This window comes from Sphingobacterium sp. UBA7855, assembly GCA_002500745.1.
Classification (GTDB): Bacteria; Bacteroidota; Bacteroidia; order Sphingobacteriales; family Sphingobacteriaceae; genus Sphingobacterium.
On the sequence record DLST01000002.1, the window covers coordinates 306574 to 329280 of the forward strand.

A 22707-nucleotide genomic window follows, 5' to 3' on the forward strand; every position below is an offset into this window, starting at 1 on the left:
AATTTAATTTATCGAGGCCATACGCTCTTTCTGTTTCCCGATCTGCATTTTATAATAGCAAACCATAAAATGATAGACCGCAAGTTCATGCAAACGTTGATCCGACATGAACAATCGATTAATAAACATGTGAATATAGCTTGACAATAACGAGGCCCGGGTTGACCGGAACTCTTCTTCATCTGTATGTTTCCGTAAGGTGGAGAATATGCTGTATTGGACTGCACTTAGTTTCTCTTTGGTTTCTCCCAGGTGGTCTAATGGCTGAGCGAACCAGTCTTTCCTATCTTTGAACTTATTGTTTAGATGAACCCATAGATTTTTATTATTGTCAAACTCTTGCTGATACAACGTATTCATCTGGATGCAAAAATCTCTTTTTTCGAATAGCGTAAATTTTGCAGCATCAAATAACGATTCCATATGTTGAAAAGCCAAAAGCCAGCGATCGTTTATTGAGCTGCTTTGCTGGATTGCCATCAATATGATTTCGCTCTGCCGGAAGAATAACTCCTCGCTAGGTTCCATACATAATGGGGTATATCGTTCAATCTCGCGTTTGTAAGTATCAAAGGATATTGATGAAATCTGGCCCTCTTCCACAAATTGTTCCAATAGATGATTTATAGTGGAGACAACGAAAGAACAATAGCTTGGGTCTGAAAGCTCCACCCTCAATCTTATGTGGGGAGCTGGATCGTTATAACGTATGAAAAACCATTTTTTTATGGCATTTTTTCGATTGATAGCAGCGATGAACGTGGGGAAAAGATCCTTTAATAGGGTGTCTGCAAAATGTAATCCGCAATAAATTTTAGCGTAAAGCCATTCCGTTCCCAGGGGAAAACATCTTTTTAGGTTGTTTTCTTGGGGGGCCGATTCATCTGTGAAAGTCTTCTGCTGAGCTTCAATTGGAATAATGATCTCATTGGCAAAAACATTTCCATCTTTATCGTTTACAACGGATGAATAATCGTTCAGGATATATTCGATTAAAATTGTTTCCCTTTTGCAGATGTGATCCAATAGTATTTCCGCGCAAAAAGGATTGTCTAAATTTATCAGCAGTTCATTATCGCCGCTGCTGATGACAACCATTGTTGGGATTTTGAGCTCTGCCTGCATATTTTTCACGAAATCGTGGGGGTGACTTGGGTATTTTGAAAGTCTTTGAATGCGCCATTGCGCTCGGGATAAGATAATATTTTTGTAGCTTATTCTCGGGAGCCTAGGCTGTTCTTTCATAATTCCCCAATTCCAAGAGATATCCAGCCTGTTATTTTGGAATTGGAAATCTGCAAGAAATTTATAGATATTCATACCCTGCTCAAAATTGTGGGCCGTCGTCAAACGGGGGATAACCATTTTATTGCAATTTTTGGACCACAAGACTAGGCGATTGTCTTTGACAAACAGGTATAAGTCACTTACGTCAATTTGTTCTTGTTCTTTGTCAATAGTTGCGGTCAAACAGATGGATGCTCTTCGGAGTGCTGGTCTAGAAATAATATTTGCGGCATTGCTATCTGGATAATGGCATATCTCAGCGAGTATTGCATTTGGAAATTGCTGTTGTTCGCTGTTGGCAGATTCCTTTAATTTGTTAGCCAATTTCTCATCCAGATGTGCAAATCTGGAAATTAAGTTTCCGGATGACGAGCCACCAATAGTACCCAGATTGAAGCATAAATGTTCCTCACGTGAGCTTCTCAGAAGATTGCCAATGGCATAGAACGAGGAAGGTATGGCATTGGGAGTCTGTTTGCACCCTTTAGCAATATGATCTAGATCGCTTTTGGTTAGCTGAATTTCGGTGAAATGACTTTTTACACTTTCTACAAATTTTTCAATCACCAGGTCTTGATAATGGTGGTCGTCATATTTTTTTTCTTCAGTTATGGCTATATTTTTTACTTCTCCAAGTATTTCATCATTTATATTGTATACACCCTCCTGACGGCCATAACCAATACCGGTATCGGGGTCTAAGGCCGTAGTCAATGGGATCATTCTATCTTCATATTTATCAGAGAATGCAGCTTTAAACCGGTCAAAATCTGTCAACTTTGCCGGCGTGCAAAGTGGTAGTAAATCCTGAAATTGATCGCTTAGGTGATTTAATGCAGTATTGGGTAATTTGTTGTCTTCCATTTCAATAAGTAGGTCTCCCTGCAACAAATTGTTCCTGTCGAGGTCTGGAATTATAGGCTGCAATAATTTAACCACGTCATTCTGTATGTTAACGGCAGATGGAGAACTACGCAGCAGTGTTTGTATCCTTGATAAAGCATTCAAATAATATCCCTCCTTATCCACTCTTTCAAGCGTCTTGATCAAACTGTCAAGATAACCTCGACCAATCACATTGGGTTGTAATTCGGAGGATATAATCCCGAGACTGATGAGGTTATTGACGAATAGGGTAGCATGTGCTTTTAAAGCTCCAAGAAGCTGCAGCAAATCAGTCAATGATTGATAGTTGGCAGTTCGCTCATCGCTTTGGAAATATTCGACGACACGATCCAAAACAGGAGTAGGTCTTATGCGCTTTAGTATATTCTGCCCTTTCTTCCCATTTGTTACTTTTTGATAGTATTTGTAATACTTGCCATCTAAGTATAAGGTTGGATTAATGCGATAATTGAGTTGACTATAAACTCTTCTGTCTTTTGAGACCTGTGCAATAATCCCTGTCACAATGGAGGCATCGAGTTTCAATACAGTTTTATGGGTATTACCCCTGATTAATGACACCTTTTTTTCGGAGGCTATAACGTTCCCTAAAGATACACCTGCGAATAAACCGAAAGGCGTACTCCTTGTGCTCATCCGAATCGCATATTTGAGTAGCGAAGCCATTATTTTTGGGTTACTCGCTTTCTTGTAGTCAATCCATTTTTCTACTTCCACGGAGAAGGAGGGGCTTGCTAGAAATAGTGCCTCTTTTAATCGCTCACCTTGAAACAGATGACGAAGTTTCTCTTCCATAACATCTGCCTCTTTTATCCTTAAAAGATCAACGGCAGCTGCAGCTGGAAGTAATGGTGTCCGCAGAAGAAAATAATCGGATAACTGGAATAATGACATAGGTAGGCGGGACTAGTATCTCATGACCTGTTTTATACAGGACTGAAACATTTCGGGCGAAATTGGTTTTTGCAGTGCAAAATGCTTCCTATTTTTGATAAATTCAGGATATTGCCGATGTGACAAAGCGGAGGTAATAATTAGGATAGGAATATCGACGATCAAATCGGCAAGCGTACTGATATTGCCGCCGCTAACGATGAGATCTAAGAATAGGATGTCTGCCGATTTTAAATCTTGCCTAAATAATGCTGGATTTTCAATGTCTTCGACCATTCTTATCAATTGAAGATCTGGAAACATATGGATGTATTCAACCATTTTTTTTGTTGCCAAGGGTTCATCCTCTATGAGAATACATTTGAGTTGGGGTGAAGTCATATACTTGGTTTGTTTTTTATGTATCGGGGTCGCAAAGACGATTGCTGTAAAGACGCCTACCAGAACGCCTTTACAGCTTTATCCTCTTTTATACTACTTTTGAAGATGTGACTGTCCTAATCGTTACTAGTTCCATATCATCAAAATCAAAAAATGAGATCGGTTCAACCACGCAGACAGTTTGTACATCCAATACAAAATCTTCCGCTAAAAAATTTTCAATGTTTTCCATAAATAATACGTTTAAATTGTACACAAATATGCTTTCTACGGAAAAGAACGACGAAAAATATCGACGGAATGGAAAATGAAGCCGACGAACTAAAAAATCCATTCGACGAAAAAATAGCGCCTGTTGCTATTTCTGTTTAATTTTATGCTAAACTTTGTTTATGCAACCTTTCAGAAGATGATTTGTGTGAAAGAAGGGCAACTGTATGCTGTTATCATATTCGACGAAATAGCATTTGAGTACGATGAAATAGCGGTAGCTTAATTGTAGAATTCTATTTGGGTCATTATCTTAGACCTATCTATTTTAGCTTCGGAAAACCATTTCTTTAGCCATCAAAATCTTGTGGCTCCAATAGATAAGCTAGATATAAGTTTTGAGGTAATTCCTTAAACGATAAAAGCGTCTGCCAAATGAAGAGGTGAGTAGGGTGAGCGATTGAAACAAATGAGAATATGAATTTATCGAATGAAATGCACTGTTTTTTGAAAAGAGAAGGTTTACGGTTATTTAGAAAAAAAGTAAGCTGGCAAAGCTCCGCCAAATATCAGATTTATAGGGACGGGGAAACAAAAATCGGTGTCGCATTTGACCGAATTCAAAATTTTATGGATAAAGAAAACAATGCATCCATGGGGAATGGAGTGGAAACGATTAAACTCGAACAACGTGGTGATTATATCATTTACGGTTTTGTTGAAAAAGTTGAAATGTAAAGCGTTTCAAAGAGATTAATTCTTTCCGTTGAATTTAACCTTCATATCTTATTAGTGATTAAATCTTACAAATCAATTCCTTAATTGTGTAACGATTTGCATCTTATTTGTGGCCAAATTTGTTGTATAAAATTAAACAATCAGTTATGGCGACAGATCTTTATAAAGATACAGTTTATATACCTTTGGAAGATGTTGAAAGCGAACATTGCGCATCAATTGTCGAAAAAGGACTAGCCCAGGTTAAAGGCCTGGCGAGCTATCGGGTGGAATTGAATAATCACAGAGCTGCTATCGTACCGAAGGATAGTGCAGCAGTCATTAGCAGTGTAAAGGCGATCAAAGATCTTGGTTATGGTGTTTCTACATTGACCAAAACATTTCCAGTTCTTGGGATGACTTGCGCCTCATGCGCCAGTAGCGCTGAAAGTATGGCGAAATATGAACAGGGGGTTGTTAATGCAGCTGTAAATTATGCAACAGGAAATCTCACTGTTGAATATATTCCCGGTGTGACAGATCCTTTAAAAATCCAAAAGGCGGTCCAAGCTGGTGGCTATGATCTGTTAATTGAAGAGGAATCCACACAGCAGGAAACTTTGGAGGCTATTCACGCGGAGAAATTCCGTAAGCTTAAGGTCAAAACACGTTGGGCAGTGTTGCTATCACTTCCCGTAGTGATCATTGGTATGTTTTTTATGAATATGCCTTACGCTAATCCTATCATGTGGCTTTTTTCCACGCCAGTGGTTCTTTGGCTGGGCAAGGATTTTTTTGTCAATGCGTGGAAGCAGGCAAAACATCGTTCCGCCAACATGGACACACTCGTTGCATTAAGTACAGGGATAGCCTACATTTTCAGTGTATTCAACATGCTTTTTGCTGACTTTTGGCATCAACGCGGCTTACATGCGCATGTATATTTTGAGGCCGCTTCAGTTGTCATAGCTTTCATTTTGTTGGGTAAACTACTGGAGGAGAAGGCCAAAGGTAACACCTCATCCGCTATTAAAAAGCTAATGGGGCTGCAGCCGAAGACGGTGATAGTCATTCAATCCGATGGAACAGCGCGTCAGGTCCCGATAGAAGCCGTTCATGTGGGCAACATCATCCTTGTAAAACCCGGTGAGAAGATTGCTGTCGATGGGCTTGTTATCAGTGGAAATTCCTATGTCGATGAAAGTATGCTAAGCGGGGAGCCGGTTCCCGTTTTAAAAATGGAAAATGAGCAGGTTTTTGCAGGGACGATCAATCAGAAAGGTAGCTTTCAGTTTAGAGCAACAAAGGTGGGTAAAGAAACCATGCTGGCAAATATCATTAAAATGGTGCAGGACGCGCAGGGGAGTAAAGCACCAGTGCAAAAGCTGGTCGATCGAATTGCTGCTGTATTCGTTCCTGTTGTCATTGGTATTGCTATTTTAACTTTTCTAGTGTGGTTTACATGGGGTGGAGAAAATCATCTGGCGCAAGGATTATTGGCTGCAGTAACGGTTTTAGTTATCGCCTGTCCGTGTGCATTGGGTTTAGCAACGCCTACAGCAATCATGGTTGGCGTGGGTAAAGGAGCTGAGCAGGGCATTTTAATTAAGGATGCGGAAAGCCTAGAGTTGGCCAAAAAGGTAAATGCAATTGTTTTGGATAAGACCGGAACCATTACAGCAGGAAAACCAGTGGTTACGGATGTGTATTGGAAGGATAATGCAGATGAGTTGAAAGGTATTTTATTGAGCTTGGAGACACAGTCGGAGCATCCTTTGGCAGAAGCTGTTGTAGCCTATTACAATGATGTAAAAGCAACACCAATATCTTTTATCGAAAGTATCACGGGGAAAGGTATCAAGGGCAGTGAAGGGATTATAACCTACTATGTGGGGAACCGGAGATTGTTAACGGAAAATAGGATTACAATTTCGACGGAATTGATGGAGCGTGCCACGCAATGGGAAAATCAATCTAAAACGGTGATCTGGTTTGCCAATAGTCAGAGTGCATTAGCTGTCATTGCTATTGCGGATCGGATCAAGGAAACTTCTGTACGTGCCATCACGGAGATGCAAGCAATGGGAATTGAACTATATATGCTTACTGGTGACAACGAGACTACTGCTAGGGCTATCGCTGCGGAAACAGGTCTTCAGCACTACAAAGCGGAGGTATTGCCAGAGCACAAAGCCGATTTTGTTAAAGAATTGCAGCAAAAGGGGAAGGTGGTGGCTATGGTGGGTGACGGTATCAATGACAGCACAGCCTTAGCAACAGCCGATGTAAGTATTGCCATGGGAAAAGGAAGCGATATCGCTATGGATGTGGCCAAAATGACCATTATTTCTTCTGATTTAACGAAAATACCACAGGCAATCCGACTCTCAAAACAAACGGTCGCAACGATCAAGCAAAACTTGTTTTGGGCGTTTATTTACAATTTGGTTGGCATTCCGCTTGCTGCAGGTATCCTGTATCCAGTCAATGGTTTTCTTTTAAACCCGATGATAGCTGGCGCTGCAATGGCATTGAGCAGTGTAAGTGTCGTCAGTAATAGCTTGCGGCTTCGCTGGAAAAAATAGTTAATTATGGTTAAGCCGTAAGCTTCGTTTTTAAACGGTAAATATTGTAAAACAAAACAGAAAAATCGTAAGTACAACCAACTGGGATATAGCGATATTTGCGTAAATAATTGAATAGATTGATCATATTAAAATTAAATAACATGGAAAGAAAAGAACTTCAATTTAAAACCAACCTTAACTGTGGAGGCTGTGTGTCCAAAGTAAGTGCTGATCTGGATCGTATGGACGGTATTATTGAGTGGAGCGTTGACACTGCGAATGCAGACAAAATATTGACTGTCAAATGTGAAGGTATTTCGGAAGAAGAAGTTGTTGAAATTATTGAAATTATTAAAAGAAAGGGCTTCGATGCAGTGGCCTGCTCCGCTTAATTGCTCAATAACGCTATTGAAACATCCTTATTGAACTTCACCCTAAAGTTATATCAAATTTAGGGTGATTTTTGTGTTATCATTTCTATGTGGTTAAAGAATCAATAGATTGCTGATCAACCCTGTGGAAGTTGCTGATGAGTTTTGAGATTTTATTTTATTGGTGATTACTAGCTTTGTTTTCAGTAGTTTATGTTGCATGTCGGTATCCGGCACTTGTGGTCACGGATAATTAAGATTAAATTAGCTCATGCTTTGAAAAATTTCCCACCAGAAAGGTCGGGTTGACACTTAGCAAGGTGCAATTTATTTGTAAATGAAATAATCTAATGAAACAAAAAACAATGCGTATTAAGTTTAATAGCAGATCTATTTTTTGGGGCTTTGCGGCGTTATCGTCAATTTTATTTTTAAGCTGTGGAAATACGGGAACCAAAAATGAGGTCAAGACCGAAAAGGTGGAGGAACCTGCTGAAGCTGCTGCACCCACGGCACAGGAGTTATCTTTTAAAGATAAAGAGGGTAAGGTGCTTCAATTAAGTACTTTAAAAGGTAAGGTGGTGTTTATCAATTTCTGGGCAACTTGGTGTCCTCCGTGTATTCATGAACTGCCTTCTATTGACCAACTTAAGCAATCCCTTAAAGATAATAAGGATATCGTTTTTCTCCTAGTAGATGTTGATGGCGACATGGAAAAGTCTTCAGCATTCATGGCAGAAAATAAGTATGACCTACCTCTTTATATAGCAGAGGGTGATATTCCTGCAGAATTCTTAGGACAGTCGATACCGACGACAGTCATTCTGGATAAAGCTGGAAAGATTGTAGAGCGTTTGGAAGGAAGCCGTGACTATGGAGCTCCTGAGATAAAAAAAGCCTTGCAGGATATCGCGAGTGGCAGTTAACGATCGATTATTGTAATCGCTATTTATTAGAGAAAGAGAGTAGAATTTGAAAAGAAAAACAGTAATTTCGAGCTGTCAAGTTAATTTATAGCGATGTCCGAACTTCAAGAGCAAACTGCAGTCAGAACGACTTATTTTAGTATTGTTGGTAATGCATCACTGGCCTTGTTAAAATGGCTAGCAGGTTTCTTCGGAAACTCCTATGCGCTGATTGCGGATGCAATTGAGTCAACAGCGGACATTTTCTCCTCATTTCTCGTCCTTCTGGGTTTAAAATATGCGCAACGACCTGCCGACGACAATCACCCGTATGGTCATGGTCGGGTAGAACCCCTTATCACATTTATTGTGGTCGGTTTTCTTATCGTTTCGGCAACCATAATCGCTTATGAAAGTATTGAGAATATAGGAACGCCACATGACTTGCCAAAACCTTGGACCTTAATCGTTCTCGGCGGGATCATTGTATGGAAAGAAATTTCTTACAGGATCGTTATGAAGAAAAGTAAAGAAACAAATAGTTCTTCATTGCGTGCAGACGCTTGGCACCATCGAAGCGACGCGATAACATCAGTTGCGGCTTTTATTGGGATATCGATTGCATTGTTGCTCGGAAAAGGATACGAAAATGCCGATGACTATGCCGCATTATTTGCTGCAGGGTTCATACTTTACAACTGTTATCATATTTTCAGACCAGCGCTTGGCGAGATTATGGATGAAAATGTCTACGAAGAAGTCATTGATGACATCCGGAAAGAGGCATTAAAAGTGGAGGGGATAAAAGCGACAGAAAAATGTTTTGTCCGGAAATCGGGGGCTAAATATCACGTCGATCTGCACGCTATTGTCGATAGTGAAATTACGGTACGAGCAGGGCATGAGCTGGCGCATAAACTCAAAGACCATTTGGTTGCACATATTCCTGATCTTGGTCATGTGATGATCCATATCGAACCGAACGAATGCCTTTGACAGTCAACTTAAAAATGGCAGCACATGCTATTTTTTCTGAACCGTGCCGCCATTTGATTTTTATTGAAACTTAGGTGTTTTCAGCTTCAAGCAATTCGATCTGCCATTTAATCTGATCCGCTTTGATAGGGTAATCGACATTATTTCTTAAGCTTTCATAAATGGCTTCAAACAGCTGATTATAATCTCCTTTATGTGGCGTTACGAAAGATTCATGTTTTTGATTCGCAGCATCTATGGTGACGAGTTTCCCTTCGAGACCTGCTGGCTCAAGGCCATAAGATGGATTGTCGGGTAACATACCATCCAGCAATTGCTGTTCTTGCACATCCGTCATATTCTTGATAAAACTCCCTTTTGTACCGTGGATGACAAAGGCTGGTTGTGGAGAAGCAACCAAGAGACTGCCCGTTAAGTACACATTCAATCCAGCTGGATAAGAGAGCTGGTAGTGAAAATAATCTGCCACTTTAGAATCCGGCCTGTTAATGGAGGTCGTCTTGGTAAATTTTACCGGCTTTCCAAAAAGGGAGATGGCCTGATCAATAAGGTGAGGACCGAGGTCGTAGGTAATACCATTGGAAATATACTGCGTATCTTCCTTGAAGTATTTTTGTCCCAATTCCATTTTATAGCGATCAAATCTGAAATGCACTTCAATCAGCTTTCCTAACTCTCCACTGTCAATCACTTTTTTTATGTCTAAAAAGTGACCGTCATACCGTCTGTTTTGATAGAAGAATACGTGTTTACCGTGTTTTTTGCTGATGGAAAGAAGCATGTCGAATTGTGTAGTGTCATCAACGGCAGGCTTTTCTATCAAAACATGTTTTCGTGCTTCTAGCGCCTCTTTAGCATATTGGAAATGGGTATAGTTTGGTGTATTCACAATGACCAGTTCTATAGTTTCGTCAGCTAGTAAGTCCGCAATATTATCGTAACTTATTATTCCGGGATAAAATTGGTGGGCGGTCTTTTTCGAGCGTTCCACGACAGCACTAAGATTAAAATGTGGATTTGTATAGATAAATGGTGCGTGAAAGACACGTCCAGACATGCCAAAACTAAGTATTCCTGTGTTAATTTGAGTATATTTCATTGTTTTTAAAATACGGCAGATTTCGCCAGTTATTCATTTATTTATAGACAGCTCTAATGCCTTTTTATTCTCTCGCCCACATCGCCTTTTTATTTCTAACGTATTTTAGATAGCCGATTATGCCATTCTTTTGTTTTTAAGTAGATAAAAACCGGATAGCGCCGAAGAAAAACGGATGTTCTAAGATACCTGTAATGAATAGTGGCGTTCCTGTTTTGAGATCATGCTATAAATATATACTTTTATACTGTGTATCGCAATATCCAGCTTTCTATTTATTTGAAGATTGACAGGCTATTGCAAACAGAATGAGTCCAATTATAATTTCCGCTACAGGCTGTTGTTAAAAGCAATATAAAGATTAAGAAATCAATGAAATTATGACTAATATCGTAAAATTTGCAGGCGTTGTTTTGTTGGTCGTTTTAAGCGGCTGTAACGTACATCGTGATGCACAGTTTAGAAAAGGACATTGGGTATTTGGGGGCTTTGAGCGACCCAGAGGAGTAAATCCAATTATTGAACCTGATACGAGTTCGGTATTTTATGATCCAATGTTGGGAAAAGAAATTCGATGGGAGGATAACGATACCTTTAATCCTGCAGCGGTTGTTAAGGGAGATAGTGTGTATGTCATTTATCGCGCCGAGGATCGGACAGGAAAGGCGATTGGCCACCGTACCTCCAGGCTGGGACTAGCTGCCAGTGCCGATGGCATTCATTTCAAACGACTCAAAACACCAGTATTCTACCCTGCTCCCGACGACCAACAGGATAACGAATGGCCTGGCGGGACGGAGGATCCTCGGATAGCGCAAACAGAGGATGGGCGTTTTGTCATGTTTTACACCCAATGGAACCGAAAGGTACCTCGGCTCGGTGTAGCAATATCCACTGACCTGAAACACTGGGTGAAGCATGGCCCCATTTTTAAAAAATCGAAAAATAAGCCCAACTTAATCAATGAACCGCATAAATCGGCATCAATTGTGACCGTATTGAAAGGCAATAAACAGGTGATTGCCAAAATCAACGGAAAATATTGGTTGTACTGGGGGGAGTATGGTGTGTATGGTGCTACATCCGATAATCTGATTGACTGGGAACCCGTAACGGACAATAGAGGTGCAATGAAAGCCTTCATCTCGCCAAGGCATGGTTATTTCGATAGCGCATTGACTGAATGCGGTCCTCCGGCAGTTTTGACAGATAAAGGAATTTTATTGTTATACAATGGTAAGAATCATGCTGAGAAAGGCGACATGCGTTTTGCTAAAAAGAGCTATTCCGCAGGTCAGGTTCTATTTGATCCGCGCGATCCGACAAGCGTACTAGCTCGAATGGATGTTCCGTTTTTACGCCCCATGGAACCTTTCGAAAAAAGTGGGCAATATATCGACGGGACGGTTTTTATTGAAGGGTTGGTGTATTTTAAACAAAAATGGTTTTTGTATTATGGCTGTGCAGACTCTAAAGTTGCTGTGGCTATTTATGATCCACGCCATCCGGGGCTCATGGATCCTGTACCTGGATTGTAAAAGCGAATAGGTTGACTTTGAAGCTTGTTCCCTTGTTCGGATAATGGGTAGCTGGTCAAGGAGATTTATTTTGCTAATAACCTGTAAAATTAAAAAAGGCAGATCATTTGATCTGCCTTTTTGGGTAAGTAATCGGGCTCGAACCGACGACCCCTAGAACCACAATCTAGTGCTCTAACCAACTGAGCTATACCTACCGTGATTTTGATGATACAAAAGTAAGATTAAACCCTATTCCCTCCAAATATTTGAGTGAAAAAAAACAGCGTTTAAAGCCAACTAGGTGAAGATTAGTTTATTAAATTTTAATAAAAAACCTCGTAACCCGTCCATAGCAGTGCTGATATGCAATTCGCTACTCCCAAGGCTACCATTTGCTTCCAATTTTTACTAAGAAAAAGCGGTTTCTATTACCGAAACCGCTTTTTTTAGTAAAAGGATTGCCCCCTTATATCATTTCTACACTTCGCTTCACAAAGGATGTTAAATCGGCTCCAGACAATAAACCTCTGGATAAGAGTGCTAAATCAAAAGCCTGTTTTGCTAGTTTAGAGCCTTCTTCGTCCGATGCTGATAAAATTCTTTTGATCAGTGGATGGTTACCGTTAACCGTTACCTTATAATTGTCGGGCAATGAGCCATAGAAATTCATACCGCCACCTGTCTTAGCCATATCTTTCATCCGGCGCATAAATTCATCAATCGTTACCGATACAGGCAGATCACCCTCATTTAACGCATCAACTTCAACTTTCATATCTTGGCGTGAAATTGCCTTTTCGAAAACTTCCAGCGCTTTTTTAGATTCTTCTTCCGAAAGAGCCAGTTCGACCTTTTCATCTTTCTGAATCAATTTATCGATAACGTCAGCATCTACGCGTTTCAGTTGCACCTTTTCACCACCCTTTTCCTCCAAATAAGCCGCAAAGTGCGTATCTAGTGGACCATCGAGTGTCAATACATCATAACCTTTGTTTAATGCAGTTTGGATAAATCCATCTTGTTGAGCAGCATCATGCGTATATAAGTAGATAATGTTTCCATCTTTATCTACTTGGATATCTTTGACTTTTTCGTAATACTCTTTGATGGTGAAACTTTCGTTTTTCGTATTTTTTACCAAACAGAAGTCATTTGCTTTTTCAGCAAATTTCTCATCGCTTAGCATACCATATTTGATAAATAAGCCGATATCCGTCCATTTCTCCTCAAAGCCTTTGCGGTCAGTCTTAAATATTTCGTTCAATTTGTCAGCCACCTTTTTGGTGATGTAACTATTGATTTTCTTAACGTTGCTGTCCGCCTGCAAAAATGAACGGGAAACGTTCAATGGAATGTCTGGAGAATCGATTACACCGTGAAGTAACATCAAGAACTCTGGAACAATATCTTTCACTTCGTCGGTGATGAACACTTGTCTCGAGTAAAGTTTGATTTTATTACGCTGGATCTCAAGTTCATTTTTAACTTTAGGAAAGTAAAGGATACCGGTCAGGTTGAATGGATAATCTACGTTGAGGTGAATCCAAAACAAAGGCTCATCCATGGAGTAAGGATATAACTCGCGGTAGAATGCCAAATAATCTTCATCTTTTAATTCAGACGGTGACTTTGTCCATGCTGGAGAAGTATTATTGATAATATTGTCTACCTCTACAGATTTGTATTTTGGTTTTCCTTCTTCGTCTTCACCATCCGGCTCAGAATTTGTTTTTGTACCAAAACGGATTGGAACGGGAAGAAATTTAGCATACTTATCTAAAATATTCTGTAAACGTGCCTGACTTAAAAATTCAGTGGATTCTTCGTTAATATGTAGAATGACATCAGTACCACGTGTGGTTCTTGTGCCTGTAGAAATTTCGTAAGATGTACTACCATCGCAAGTCCAATGGGCTGGTTCTGCTCCATCCTGATAGGATAAGGATTCGATTTCCACCGTATCGGCCACCATAAATGCGGAATAGAAGCCTAAACCAAAACGGCCAATGATTTCATTTGCATCATTTGCTTCTTTGAATTTTTCCATAAACTCTGTCGCTCCGGAGAAAGCGATCTGGTTGATGTATTTTTTTATTTCCTCTGCTGTCATACCAATACCATTGTCGGAAATAGTGATGGTTTTGGCAGCTTCATCAAATTTTACGTCTACAATCAATTCACCTGTTTCACCTTGATATTGACCTAAAGAAGCCAGGCGTTTGATTTTTTGAGAAGCATCAACGGCATTAGATACCAGTTCACGCAAGAAAATTTCATTATCGGAATATAAGAACTTTTTGATTACGGGAAATATGTTCTCCGTGTGAATTGAAATACTACCTTTTTCTGGATTCATAATTTTTATGTCGCTATTTTTTAAATTTATGATTTGTTTACAACATACAATCTATGTTCCAAATACCTCCTATAAGACATGATGGCAGAAAACGTCCTATTTTGTCATAAGTGCGTGTATTTCGTTAAAAGGATCTTATAGTAGGCTGTCAGCAATCGAAAGCCTCTTAGCCTAATTCAAACTAGGGCTCTGCGGAAAGTTGGCAACATGTGCATATTTGGGGCCAAGTCCAATAATGGCATCTTTCCATAGCAATTCACCGTTCCCTTCAAAAATAAGCTGATGGTGGTATTTGTTCTGTACAGCCCAGCTATTTTCTTTAATTTCAGCCTCAAGCTGACCTGCAGACCATCCCGAATAGCCGATAAAGAATTTTAATTCGTCAGCTTTTATGCTATCCGTCTGGATGGCTTCGATAAGCTTCTCTTCATCGCCACCAAAATAGATCCCAGGAGCAACTTCTTCGCCACTTAGCAATAAGTCAAAACGGTTATGTACAAAAAAGAGGCTTTCCTGAGCGACGGGGCCACCCACATAGATGGGGAAATTGCAATCCGGTATAGATTCCAATAATTGGCCAATGCGAACATTGGTTTGATTATTTAGAACAAACCCGAGCGATCCTTCCGTATGATATTCACATAGCAATATCACGGATCTGAGGAATCTAGGGTCTAACATAAACGGTTCGGAAATTAGTAAACTTCCTTTTTGAGGATCAAGTTCCGTAAACATATAGCGCGTATTTTAATGAGTTGTTGATCTAATCTTTTTTAATTAGAACTATGCGAGATTTGTGCCAAAATTGGGATTTTGTCAATTTCTACTAACTTTATAGAGAAAAAGCAATGATTTTAGTAAGTTTGTAGGACATAAAAATAGGTTTCTATGTCCATTCAACATAAAGATATTGCAGCAATCAGACAGGATTACGTATTAGGTAGCCTATCTGAATCGGATGTGGATCGTGATCCAGTCCACCAGTTTAAAAAATGGTTTGATGCGGCTATCCACAGCGAGGTGAACGAACCCAATGCTATGGTGCTTTCAACCGTATCTTCCCATCATTTGCCGTCCTCGCGAGTTGTTCTATTGAAGGATATTGTCGCAGAAGGTTTAGTCTTTTTTACAAATTATGAGAGTCGTAAAGGGGAGGAGATGAAAGCTAATCCGCATGCTGCATTATTGTTTTTCTGGCCTGAACTGCAACGGCAGGTCCGGATCGAAGGCGTTATTGATTTTGTAAGTGGGGCCGATTCGGATGAATATTTTCAATCACGACCTAAAGGAAGCCGTATCGGTGCACTGGCTTCCCCGCAGAGCCACGAAATTCCAAACCGCAGTTTTTTGGAAAACAAGGTGGAAGAACTCGAACGCCAATATAATGGAAGCGACGCTGTACCTAGACCATCACATTGGGGTGGCTATCTGCTGAAACCGATTTATTTCGAGTTCTGGCAGGGACGTGCAAGCCGGCTGCATGATCGTATCGTTTACAAAAAAGTGTCCGACTCCTGGACGATTACGCGTATAGCCCCATAAATATGACATTTGACGAAATTAAATCGACGCTTGTTTCCGGATTTGGAACCCAAATTATTGTTAATGAAGATCGCAATGGGCTGCAGCCAGCATTATTTGTTGATAAGGAGGATATCGTAGCCGTCTGTTTATTCCTGCGGGATACGGGGGGGCTGTATTTTGATTTTTTGAGCAATCTTACTGCGGTGGACTATCAAACGCATTTTACCGTTGTCTACCATCTCAATTCATTGCCTTATCAACACGGTTTGGTCTTAAAAGTTGAGCTGTCAGGTAATCGTTCGCTGGACGAATTACCTGAGATTCCTTCGCTTACTTCGGTATGGCGTACGGCAGACTGGCATGAGCGCGAAGCATTTGACCTGATGGGTATCTATTTTGAGGGACATCCGGACCTTAGAAGGATTCTGTTACCTGACGATTGGGAAGGTTATCCTTTACGGAAGGATTATGAAGAGGCAGAAACATATCATGGCATCCATATTAAATGATCCAAATGGCGAATCCAAAATATAAAGAGGCATTAGTGCGCTATGAAAAACACCTTACAGCGATATCCAGCCAGGAAATGGTCTTAAATATGGGGCCTCAGCATCCATCAACGCATGGGGTGCTCCGGCTTCAGCTGATTACCGACGGAGAGATTGTGAAAGAGGTTGTTCCACATTTGGGTTATCTGCACCGCTGTTTTGACAAGCATGCCGAATCGTTAAATTACGCAAAGACAATTCCTTTTACTGATCGCCTGGATTACCTCGCCTCGATGAATAATAGTCATGCTTTCGTGATGGGTGTCGAACGCATGCTTGGTCTTGATCGTAAAATACCTAAAAGGATAGAGTATATCCGGGTACTGGTCTGTGAACTCAACCGAATTGCGTCGCACCTGATTGCTATTGGAACATATGGTATTGATATCGGTGCAACAACGCCGTTTCTTTGGTGCTTCCGTGACCGTGAACACATTATGAATATGCTCGAGTGGGCTTCTGGCTCCAGGATGTTGTACAACTATATCTGGGTAGGCGGTTTGTTCTATGATTTGCCTGTCGGCTTTGAAGAGCGCTGTGCAGAATTTATTACCTACTTCAAACCTAAATTGGTCGAACTGGATGAGATATTGACTCAGAATCAAATCTTTATCTCCCGTACGGCTAAAATAGGTATACTTCCTGCTGACGTTGCGATAAATTATGGTGTATCGGGACCTATGCTTCGGGCTTCAGGAATAAAATGGGATTTGCGACGCATAGATGGCTATTCGGTTTACCCAGAAATTGATTTTGAGATACCTGTCGGAAAAGGTGAAATGGGCGCAATCGGCGATTGCTGGGACCGTTATAAAGTTAGGGTAGACGAAGTCAAGGAATCTGTTCGCATTGTTGAGCAATGTCTTGAACGATTACAGAAAGACTTTAAACGTACAGCTGAATTTGATCCGAGAGCGCTGGTTCCGAAAAAAGTAAATTTGAAAGCGCAGGATTATTACGTCCGTGCTGAAAATCCGAAAGGAGAATTGGGTTTTTACTTTGTCACAAAAGATAAATCAGATATTCCATTGCGTGTAAAGTCGCGGGGACCGAGTTTTAATAACCTATCGGTGATTTCGGAACTCGGAAAAGGCGTGCTGATAGCTGATTTGATTGCGATCCTGGGCTCTATTGATATTGTTCTGGGTGAAGTAGATCGCTAATCTGCGGTAGTATGCGTGTTTTATTAACGATTTAGCACATTTGAAAGGTGTATTGTATTGAAAATGTTGCATGAAAACGCAAATAAATTTGTAAATGAGCGCAATTTTAATCATATTTGCAGTCTCATAATTTAAGTTTATAATTGGTTAATGAAAGCTCGTTACTCCCAAAGTAACGGGCTTTTCTTTTTTTGGCGAGCAATCTGCTGAATGTCGTTTATTTATGATGCCGGTGTGTTGGTTTGAGCTTGAAGGGATTACTGCTTTTTCAGTGGAGCAATGTTGATTATCCTGTATATTTCATCGAATTCCTGCATTAGAATTTAACGCAAATGATTACCTTTACTGGTCTTAAATATAAAAAAGTGACGGATAGTTTAGTTATCATTCCAACATATAATGAAAAGGAAAATATTGAAAAAATCATTCGCAAAGTTTTTTCCTTATCACAGGCATTTGATATTTTAATTGTAGACGATGGTTCCCCGGATGGAACGGCTAACATCATTAAGAATTTACAGCTTAATGAATTTGACGGCCGTTTGTTTATCGAAGAACGGATCGGGAAACTGGGGTTGGGAACGGCATATATCCATGGATTTAAATGGGCCCTATCGCGCGAGCATTACCAATATATTTTTGAAATGGATGCAGATTTCAGTCACAACCCGGAGGATCTGCTTCGTTTACGGCAGGCTTGTGTGGCTGGTGCTGATATGAGTATAGGTTCGCGCTATATCAAGGGCGTGAATGTAGTTAATTGGCCGATGAGCCGGGTGTTGATGTCGTATTTCGCTTCGGTATATGTTCGTTTTATAACCGGAATTAATATCCAGGATGCGACCGCGGGGTTTGTTTGTTTTACCAGAGATGTCCTTCAGACAATCCCCCTTGAAAAAATTAAGTTTGTGGGTTATGCCTTTCAGATTGAGATGAAATTCACCGCCATAAAATATGGTTTTAAGGTGGTTGAAGTACCCATTATATTTACAGATCGGACCGAAGGTACATCAAAGATGAGCACAAGTATCTTTAAAGAAGCATTTTTTGGAGTTATCCAATTAAAATTAGGTAGTATCGGAAAGCGCTACAAGAGAAATTAATAATATTGCCACAATGAATGAGAATTTAGATCCAAATGCAGAACGTCTCAGTAATACCGACCGTGATATTGAACGGGCATTGCGGCCTCAGGCTTTTGAAGATTTTACGGGACAGGCTAAAATATTAGAAAACCTCAACATTTTTGTGAAGGCAGCTAGGCTGAGAGGCGAGGCGCTGGATCACGTGTTGCTGCATGGCCCTCCGGGTTTAGGAAAAACGACTTTGTCGCATATTATTGCGAATGAGATGGGGGTTGGTATCAAAATTACTTCAGGACCAGTATTGGACAAACCGGGTGATCTAGCGGGGTTATTGACAAATCTTGAGGAGGGAGATGTCTTGTTTATCGATGAGATCCACCGTTTAAGTCCTTTGGTAGAGGAATATCTCTATTCGGCCATGGAAGATTTCAAAATTGATATCATGTTGGAGACAGGGCCAAATGCACGGTCTGTTCAGATTTCCCTGAATCCTTTTACCTTGATCGGGGCCACCACGCGCTCGGGTCTTTTGACTGCCCCCTTACGGGCACGCTTTGGAATTAATTCACGCTTACAATATTATGATGCAAAACTGCTAACCACTATTGTATTGCGCTCGGCTCATATCTTAAACACACCGATATCTGAGGAAGGTGCCTACGAGATTGCGCGGAGGAGCAGGGGGACACCCCGGATAGCCAATGCTTTACTCCGCCGTACACGAGATTTTGCACAGATAAAGGGCAATGGCAGTATTGATAAAGAAATCGCAAAATATGCTTTACATGCACTTAATGTAGATGAAAATGGTTTAGATGAGATGGACAACAAAATCTTAACGACCATTATTGACAAATTCAAGGGTGGACCTGTAGGACTAAAAACTGTAGCGACAGCTGTTGGAGAGGACGAAGGCACGATTGAGGAAGTCTATGAACCCTTTTTGATTCAAGAAGGATACATTATGCGGACCTCAAGGGGGCGCGAGTGTACTGAAGCGGCGTATAAACACTTGGGCCGAGTCAATCATTCGAAAGGAAACACACTGTTTTAAGCACGAATGAAAAGTATATTTTAGTTTTTTTGCTGCATAATTTTATTAGTCCGGCTCATTAAAGCCGGACTAGGCTTTGTCCGTTGAAAATAGTTTATCTGCGCCTTTAACTCCTCCTGTATCCAAGGATGCTTTTTCCGTAGGTTATTTAAGATGTCCAGGCAGTTGACCAATACAGCGACAGGACATGGAGGGGCGATTATCCATTGGAAGGAGTACTCGATGATTTCTTCTTCTGCCTCATTCCCAAGTGTATATTCTTTATTCTTTTTCGACGTCAAAAATAGCAGGACCTTAGTGTAACTTCTAAGGCAGCTCCAATTCTTTTGTTTTTTTAAATTATCCAGGAATTGTGGGAGAACCGGTTTAAGCAGTGCCGTATTTTTTAAAACGATGGTTTCAAAAACCCATGCGGCACGAAAGGCTATCTTTTTATCTTTCTCTAAGGAGATGTTCAACAGATCGGCCAGAGTTATCCCTTGAAGAATATCCAAAGAAAAATCCGTTACCTCGAAAGATCTCAAGGTAACGGATAAAAATGCCAATTTTTCATCGTAGGTCATGTAACCTTTATTTTTGTGGTTTTTCTCGATTGATTTCGGTCATGTCAACCTCGTTCATTTTGGAATCACCCAACAGATACTGGCTAAAGTAATCGCCCATTTTCCAAAAGAAATATTCGGTCATATCGCCAAAACCATGTCTTTGTCCAGGTAACAGCAGGAAATCAAATCTTTTGTTTGCTTTAATGAGTGCATCGACCATTCGAATGGAGTTAGCCGGGTGTACATTGTTGTCAATATCTCCGGTAGCGATAAGTAGTCTACCTTTTAGGTTTTTTGCGAGCTCTGTATTTTTATTGATCTGGTACGAGAAGGTGGTATCGCCTTTAGCAGATACTTTTTCTGTGACGCCATGATGACGCTCACTCCACCAGCGGTTGTAGATCTGATTTTCATGGTTTCCAGCACCAGACACCGCAACTTTAAAGAAGTCAGGATAAACAAGCATCGCGGCCGTAGACATAAATCCACCGCCGGAGTGGCCAGTTATACCCACACGGTTAATGTCGATGTATTTATAACGATCAGCCAGCTGTTCTGCCGCTACTTTTTTATCTTCCAAACCATAGTCGCGTAGATTACCGTAACCGTAGGTGTGGTACCACTGCGAACGTGAAGGATGTCCACCACGGTTACCGACGGTGATCACGATAAAACCGAACTGCGCTAGCCTGTCGATTCTGTCCATGCTTCTTCCAAAGGATTTATTGACTGCTTCGGTTTGAGGCCCAGGGTAAACATATTCGACAATGGGGTACGTTCTGGTACTGTCAAAATCAAATGGTTTATACATCACCCCATAGAGATCCGTAATACCATCTCCAGCTTTTACCTTGAAGGGTTCCGGAAATTTGTAACCAGCAGCAAAAAGTAACGATAGATCGGCCTTTTCCAATGTCATTACTTTTTGTCCATTGCTATTGTATAAGACAGATTCGGGCGTTGTGTTTACCCTAGAGGAATTATTGACAAAATACTTTGAAGATTCACTCATTTCCACCTGGTGATCAAAATTCCCCGGGTTTAAAAGTTTAATGCCAGAGCCATTTGTATTTATACTGTATTGATGTAAATAATAAGGGTCTTCGTTTTTCTCTCGGCCCGATGCAGTAAAGTATAATGCTTCGGAAGCAGGGTCCAAACCGGTAATTTCCTCCGTATGAAAGGCGCCTTTTGTAATTTGATTGATCAATTTTCCATTCGTGTCGTAGAGGTAGTAGTGGCCCCAGCCATCTCTTTCTGACCAATGGACTAATTGCTTTTTATTTTCGATCAAGAATGGTTTTTGAACATCCAGATATACATTGGAGCGTTCTTGGATAATGGTGTTTACAGCACCATTTATATTCACTTTTAGGAGGTCAATCCGTTTGAGGTCGCGGCTAGAACGTGAAATATAAAACTCTTCATTATTGCCCAGCCAGTAGTTGATAAAGTAATCCTCCTTATACGAATTTTTATCCGGGGTTTTTGTCCAGGTCGAGAGCGTCTGATTTTTAAACGCGGAAACATTGATGCGGCGTGGAGTTTTTGCTCCTGCATCAAAGATATAAAGTTCAGTCTCTGTCGAGTCGACTTCACCTGGCATTTGGTATTTATACGTTTCAAGTGTTGGGCGAGATGAGCCAACATTATTGATTACCCACAAAGGTTTTAATGCACGGTTATCTTTTCTGCTCAAGGTAAAATAACGACCATCCGGGGACCAACTGATCCATACCCGCTTACGTTTAGTTTCATTGTCTTTATCTTTTTCTTCACCGGTAGTAGTGCTGTATTCATCGCCGCCCCAAGCATAATATTGTACACCGTCTTTTGTAATCTGGTGTTCTACAATGGTGCTGTCCTTTTCATCTTTTACCGCTTTAAGGTAATTGGATCTGTCCATCCAATACAAATTGTAGTCTTTTGCAAAGTAAACTGTATTGGTATCGGGGGAGAAGCTCGCCCAACTCAAAGGTGGTTTTACTTTTGTCGAATCACTGATTTCTAAGACAGACTTTGTTGCCAGATCATATTCCAGATAAAATAGTTTCTTTTTGGTCGTATCGGACTTATTCTTGAGTTTTTGTATTTCATCTTTGGATTTCACGGTATCTTGCGTACTCTGAACCTGAAATCTTAATTTCTTCTCATCTTTGGTAAACCGAAGCCCTTGTAGTTCCAAATGTTGTGCATCTACAGGGTTTTTAACGATTTTAGTAATTTGAGCGGCGATGTCATCATTATTGAAAAGGAGTTCTTTCTTTTTCAGGGCAGGGTTAACAATGTACCAGTTTCTTCCCTGCGGGCTTGCATAATCATACCAAAATCGATCAGAAAAATTGATCCAGTTTGGTTTGATACTGGTTGAAAAAATCATTTTCTTTAATTTTTCAGGGGAAAATTTTGCCGCCAACTGATAGTTGGCTTTTATAGCTGCCTCTTTCGCCTGTTGAGCAGTGCCAATATAGGGTAATAAGCTGGCTGCTAAGATAAAGTAGAACTTATGCATTAAATAATGATATAGATAATCGTGTAATAATGGTTTTTGCTGTAAAAATATCTATAATTAGGTTCTT

19 protein-coding genes and 1 tRNA gene are annotated in these 22707 nt (G+C 40.5%); 11 read left to right on the forward strand and 9 right to left on the reverse strand.

Going from position 1 to position 22707, the window contains the following annotated elements:
* Positions 1 to 3 precede the first annotated feature (3 nt).
* The 3 genes from B2107_RS02335 to B2107_RS02345 form a co-directional block, all read right to left on the reverse strand.
* Positions 4 to 3087 (reverse strand): lantibiotic dehydratase, encoded by a 3084-nt coding sequence (locus B2107_RS02335; RefSeq protein WP_293952791.1) that lies wholly within the window; start codon positions 3085 to 3087, stop codon positions 4 to 6.
* Between the two features lie 12 nt (positions 3088 to 3099).
* The gene (locus tag B2107_RS02340) at positions 3100 to 3468 is read right to left on the reverse strand and encodes a hypothetical protein (protein ID WP_293952793.1); all 369 of its coding nucleotides are present in this window, start codon (positions 3466 to 3468) and stop codon (positions 3100 to 3102) included.
* A gap of 88 nt (positions 3469 to 3556) precedes the next feature.
* On the reverse strand, positions 3557 to 3700 hold the full coding sequence (locus B2107_RS02345) for a hypothetical protein (protein ID WP_293952795.1): 144 nt from the start codon (positions 3698 to 3700) through the stop codon (positions 3557 to 3559).
* A gap of 455 nt (positions 3701 to 4155) precedes the next feature.
* On the opposite strand from B2107_RS02345, the gene B2107_RS02350 reads away from it, so the two are divergent.
* The 5 genes from B2107_RS02350 to B2107_RS02370 all read left to right on the forward strand — a co-directional run bounded on the left by B2107_RS02350 (position 4156) and on the right by B2107_RS02370 (position 9234).
* Positions 4156 to 4416 carry a hypothetical protein gene (locus B2107_RS02350; RefSeq protein ID WP_293952796.1) on the forward strand — a complete coding sequence of 87 codons (261 nt, stop codon included), beginning with the start codon at positions 4156 to 4158 and terminating at the stop codon, positions 4414 to 4416.
* 146 nt (positions 4417 to 4562) lie between these two features.
* Positions 4563 to 6980, forward strand: a complete 2418-nt coding sequence (locus tag B2107_RS02355) for a heavy metal translocating P-type ATPase (protein WP_293952798.1) — start codon at positions 4563 to 4565, stop codon at positions 6978 to 6980.
* 143 nt (positions 6981 to 7123) lie between these two features.
* Positions 7124 to 7354 carry a cation transporter gene (locus B2107_RS02360; protein WP_293952800.1) on the forward strand — a complete coding sequence of 77 codons (231 nt, stop codon included), beginning with the start codon at positions 7124 to 7126 and terminating at the stop codon, positions 7352 to 7354.
* A 329-nt stretch (positions 7355 to 7683) separates the two neighbouring features.
* A complete protein-coding gene (locus B2107_RS02365; protein ID WP_293952802.1) occupies positions 7684 to 8259 on the forward strand; it encodes a TlpA family protein disulfide reductase in 576 nt (191 codons plus the stop codon).
* A gap of 93 nt (positions 8260 to 8352) precedes the next feature.
* Entirely contained in the window at positions 8353 to 9234 is an 882-nt protein-coding gene (locus B2107_RS02370; protein WP_293952803.1) for a cation diffusion facilitator family transporter, read from the forward strand.
* A 70-nt stretch (positions 9235 to 9304) separates the two neighbouring features.
* On the opposite strand, the gene B2107_RS02375 is transcribed toward B2107_RS02370, so the two are convergent.
* Complete coding sequence (locus tag B2107_RS02375) at positions 9305 to 10333, reverse strand: Gfo/Idh/MocA family protein (protein WP_293952805.1); 1029 nt, start codon at positions 10331 to 10333, stop codon at positions 9305 to 9307.
* 380 nt (positions 10334 to 10713) lie between these two features.
* Here B2107_RS02375 and B2107_RS02380 point away from each other — a divergent pair, with 380 nt between their 5' ends.
* Positions 10714 to 11871 carry a glycoside hydrolase family 130 protein gene (locus B2107_RS02380; protein WP_293952807.1) on the forward strand — a complete coding sequence of 386 codons (1158 nt, stop codon included), beginning with the start codon at positions 10714 to 10716 and terminating at the stop codon, positions 11869 to 11871.
* 123 nt (positions 11872 to 11994) lie between these two features.
* On the opposite strand, the gene B2107_RS02385 is transcribed toward B2107_RS02380, so the two are convergent.
* The 3 genes from B2107_RS02385 to B2107_RS02395 form a co-directional block, all read right to left on the reverse strand.
* Positions 11995 to 12068 (reverse strand) — tRNA-His (locus B2107_RS02385).
* 251 nt (positions 12069 to 12319) lie between these two features.
* Positions 12320 to 14209 carry a molecular chaperone HtpG gene (htpG, locus tag B2107_RS02390; RefSeq protein WP_293952809.1) on the reverse strand — a complete coding sequence of 630 codons (1890 nt, stop codon included), beginning with the start codon at positions 14207 to 14209 and terminating at the stop codon, positions 12320 to 12322.
* Between the two features lie 171 nt (positions 14210 to 14380).
* The gene (locus B2107_RS02395) at positions 14381 to 14944 is read right to left on the reverse strand and encodes a YqgE/AlgH family protein (RefSeq protein ID WP_293952811.1); all 564 of its coding nucleotides are present in this window, start codon (positions 14942 to 14944) and stop codon (positions 14381 to 14383) included.
* A 153-nt stretch (positions 14945 to 15097) separates the two neighbouring features.
* On the opposite strand from B2107_RS02395, the gene pdxH reads away from it, so the two are divergent.
* From pdxH to ruvB, 5 genes are all read left to right on the forward strand, one after another.
* On the forward strand, positions 15098 to 15751 hold the full coding sequence (gene pdxH / locus B2107_RS02400) for a pyridoxamine 5'-phosphate oxidase (RefSeq protein ID WP_293952813.1): 654 nt from the start codon (positions 15098 to 15100) through the stop codon (positions 15749 to 15751).
* Positions 15752 to 15753: 2 nt separating this feature from the next.
* Complete coding sequence (locus B2107_RS02405) at positions 15754 to 16242, forward strand: NADH-quinone oxidoreductase subunit C (protein WP_293952815.1); 489 nt, start codon at positions 15754 to 15756, stop codon at positions 16240 to 16242.
* Positions 16243 to 16247: 5 nt separating this feature from the next.
* Complete coding sequence (locus B2107_RS02410) at positions 16248 to 17444, forward strand: NADH-quinone oxidoreductase subunit D (RefSeq protein WP_293883593.1); 1197 nt, start codon at positions 16248 to 16250, stop codon at positions 17442 to 17444.
* A 332-nt stretch (positions 17445 to 17776) separates the two neighbouring features.
* Positions 17777 to 18547, forward strand: coding sequence for a polyprenol monophosphomannose synthase (locus B2107_RS02415; protein ID WP_293952817.1), 771 nt, complete (start codon positions 17777 to 17779; stop codon positions 18545 to 18547).
* 13 nt (positions 18548 to 18560) lie between these two features.
* Positions 18561 to 19583 carry a Holliday junction branch migration DNA helicase RuvB gene (ruvB, locus tag B2107_RS02420; protein WP_209580257.1) on the forward strand — a complete coding sequence of 341 codons (1023 nt, stop codon included), beginning with the start codon at positions 18561 to 18563 and terminating at the stop codon, positions 19581 to 19583.
* Between the two features lie 20 nt (positions 19584 to 19603).
* Here ruvB and B2107_RS02425 read toward each other — a convergent pair whose 3' ends face one another.
* The gene (locus tag B2107_RS02425; protein ID WP_293952819.1) at positions 19604 to 20146 is read right to left on the reverse strand and encodes a hypothetical protein; all 543 of its coding nucleotides are present in this window, start codon (positions 20144 to 20146) and stop codon (positions 19604 to 19606) included.
* Between the two features lie 7 nt (positions 20147 to 20153).
* Complete coding sequence (locus B2107_RS02430; RefSeq protein WP_293952821.1) at positions 20154 to 22640, reverse strand: S9 family peptidase; 2487 nt, start codon at positions 22638 to 22640, stop codon at positions 20154 to 20156.
* Positions 22641 to 22707: the final 67 nt, after the last annotated feature.

What these genes read in the sequence shown, in the direction of transcription:
- B2107_RS02335 (WP_293952791.1), bottom strand. Translation starts at nt 3,087, where the DNA reads ATGTCATTATTCCAGTTATCCGATTATTTTCTTCTGCGGACACCATTA.
- B2107_RS02340 (WP_293952793.1), bottom strand. Translation starts at nt 3,468, where the DNA reads ATGACTTCACCCCAACTCAAATGTATTCTCATAGAGGATGAACCCTTG.
- B2107_RS02345 (WP_293952795.1), bottom strand. Translation starts at nt 3,700, where the DNA reads ATGGAAAACATTGAAAATTTTTTAGCGGAAGATTTTGTATTGGATGTA.
- B2107_RS02350 (WP_293952796.1), top strand. Translation starts at nt 4,156, where the DNA reads ATGAATTTATCGAATGAAATGCACTGTTTTTTGAAAAGAGAAGGTTTA.
- B2107_RS02355 (WP_293952798.1), top strand. Translation starts at nt 4,563, where the DNA reads ATGGCGACAGATCTTTATAAAGATACAGTTTATATACCTTTGGAAGAT.
- B2107_RS02360 (WP_293952800.1), top strand. Translation starts at nt 7,124, where the DNA reads ATGGAAAGAAAAGAACTTCAATTTAAAACCAACCTTAACTGTGGAGGC.
- B2107_RS02365 (WP_293952802.1), top strand. Translation starts at nt 7,684, where the DNA reads ATGAAACAAAAAACAATGCGTATTAAGTTTAATAGCAGATCTATTTTT.
- B2107_RS02370 (WP_293952803.1), top strand. Translation starts at nt 8,353, where the DNA reads ATGTCCGAACTTCAAGAGCAAACTGCAGTCAGAACGACTTATTTTAGT.
- B2107_RS02375 (WP_293952805.1), bottom strand. Translation starts at nt 10,333, where the DNA reads ATGAAATATACTCAAATTAACACAGGAATACTTAGTTTTGGCATGTCT.
- B2107_RS02380 (WP_293952807.1), top strand. Translation starts at nt 10,714, where the DNA reads ATGACTAATATCGTAAAATTTGCAGGCGTTGTTTTGTTGGTCGTTTTA.
- htpG (WP_293952809.1), bottom strand. Translation starts at nt 14,209, where the DNA reads ATGAATCCAGAAAAAGGTAGTATTTCAATTCACACGGAGAACATATTT.
- B2107_RS02395 (WP_293952811.1), bottom strand. Translation starts at nt 14,944, where the DNA reads ATGTTTACGGAACTTGATCCTCAAAAAGGAAGTTTACTAATTTCCGAA.
- pdxH (WP_293952813.1), top strand. Translation starts at nt 15,098, where the DNA reads ATGTCCATTCAACATAAAGATATTGCAGCAATCAGACAGGATTACGTA.
- B2107_RS02405 (WP_293952815.1), top strand. Translation starts at nt 15,754, where the DNA reads ATGACATTTGACGAAATTAAATCGACGCTTGTTTCCGGATTTGGAACC.
- B2107_RS02410 (WP_293883593.1), top strand. Translation starts at nt 16,248, where the DNA reads ATGGCGAATCCAAAATATAAAGAGGCATTAGTGCGCTATGAAAAACAC.
- B2107_RS02415 (WP_293952817.1), top strand. Translation starts at nt 17,777, where the DNA reads ATGATTACCTTTACTGGTCTTAAATATAAAAAAGTGACGGATAGTTTA.
- ruvB (WP_209580257.1), top strand. Translation starts at nt 18,561, where the DNA reads ATGAATGAGAATTTAGATCCAAATGCAGAACGTCTCAGTAATACCGAC.
- B2107_RS02425 (WP_293952819.1), bottom strand. Translation starts at nt 20,146, where the DNA reads ATGACCTACGATGAAAAATTGGCATTTTTATCCGTTACCTTGAGATCT.
- B2107_RS02430 (WP_293952821.1), bottom strand. Translation starts at nt 22,640, where the DNA reads ATGCATAAGTTCTACTTTATCTTAGCAGCCAGCTTATTACCCTATATT.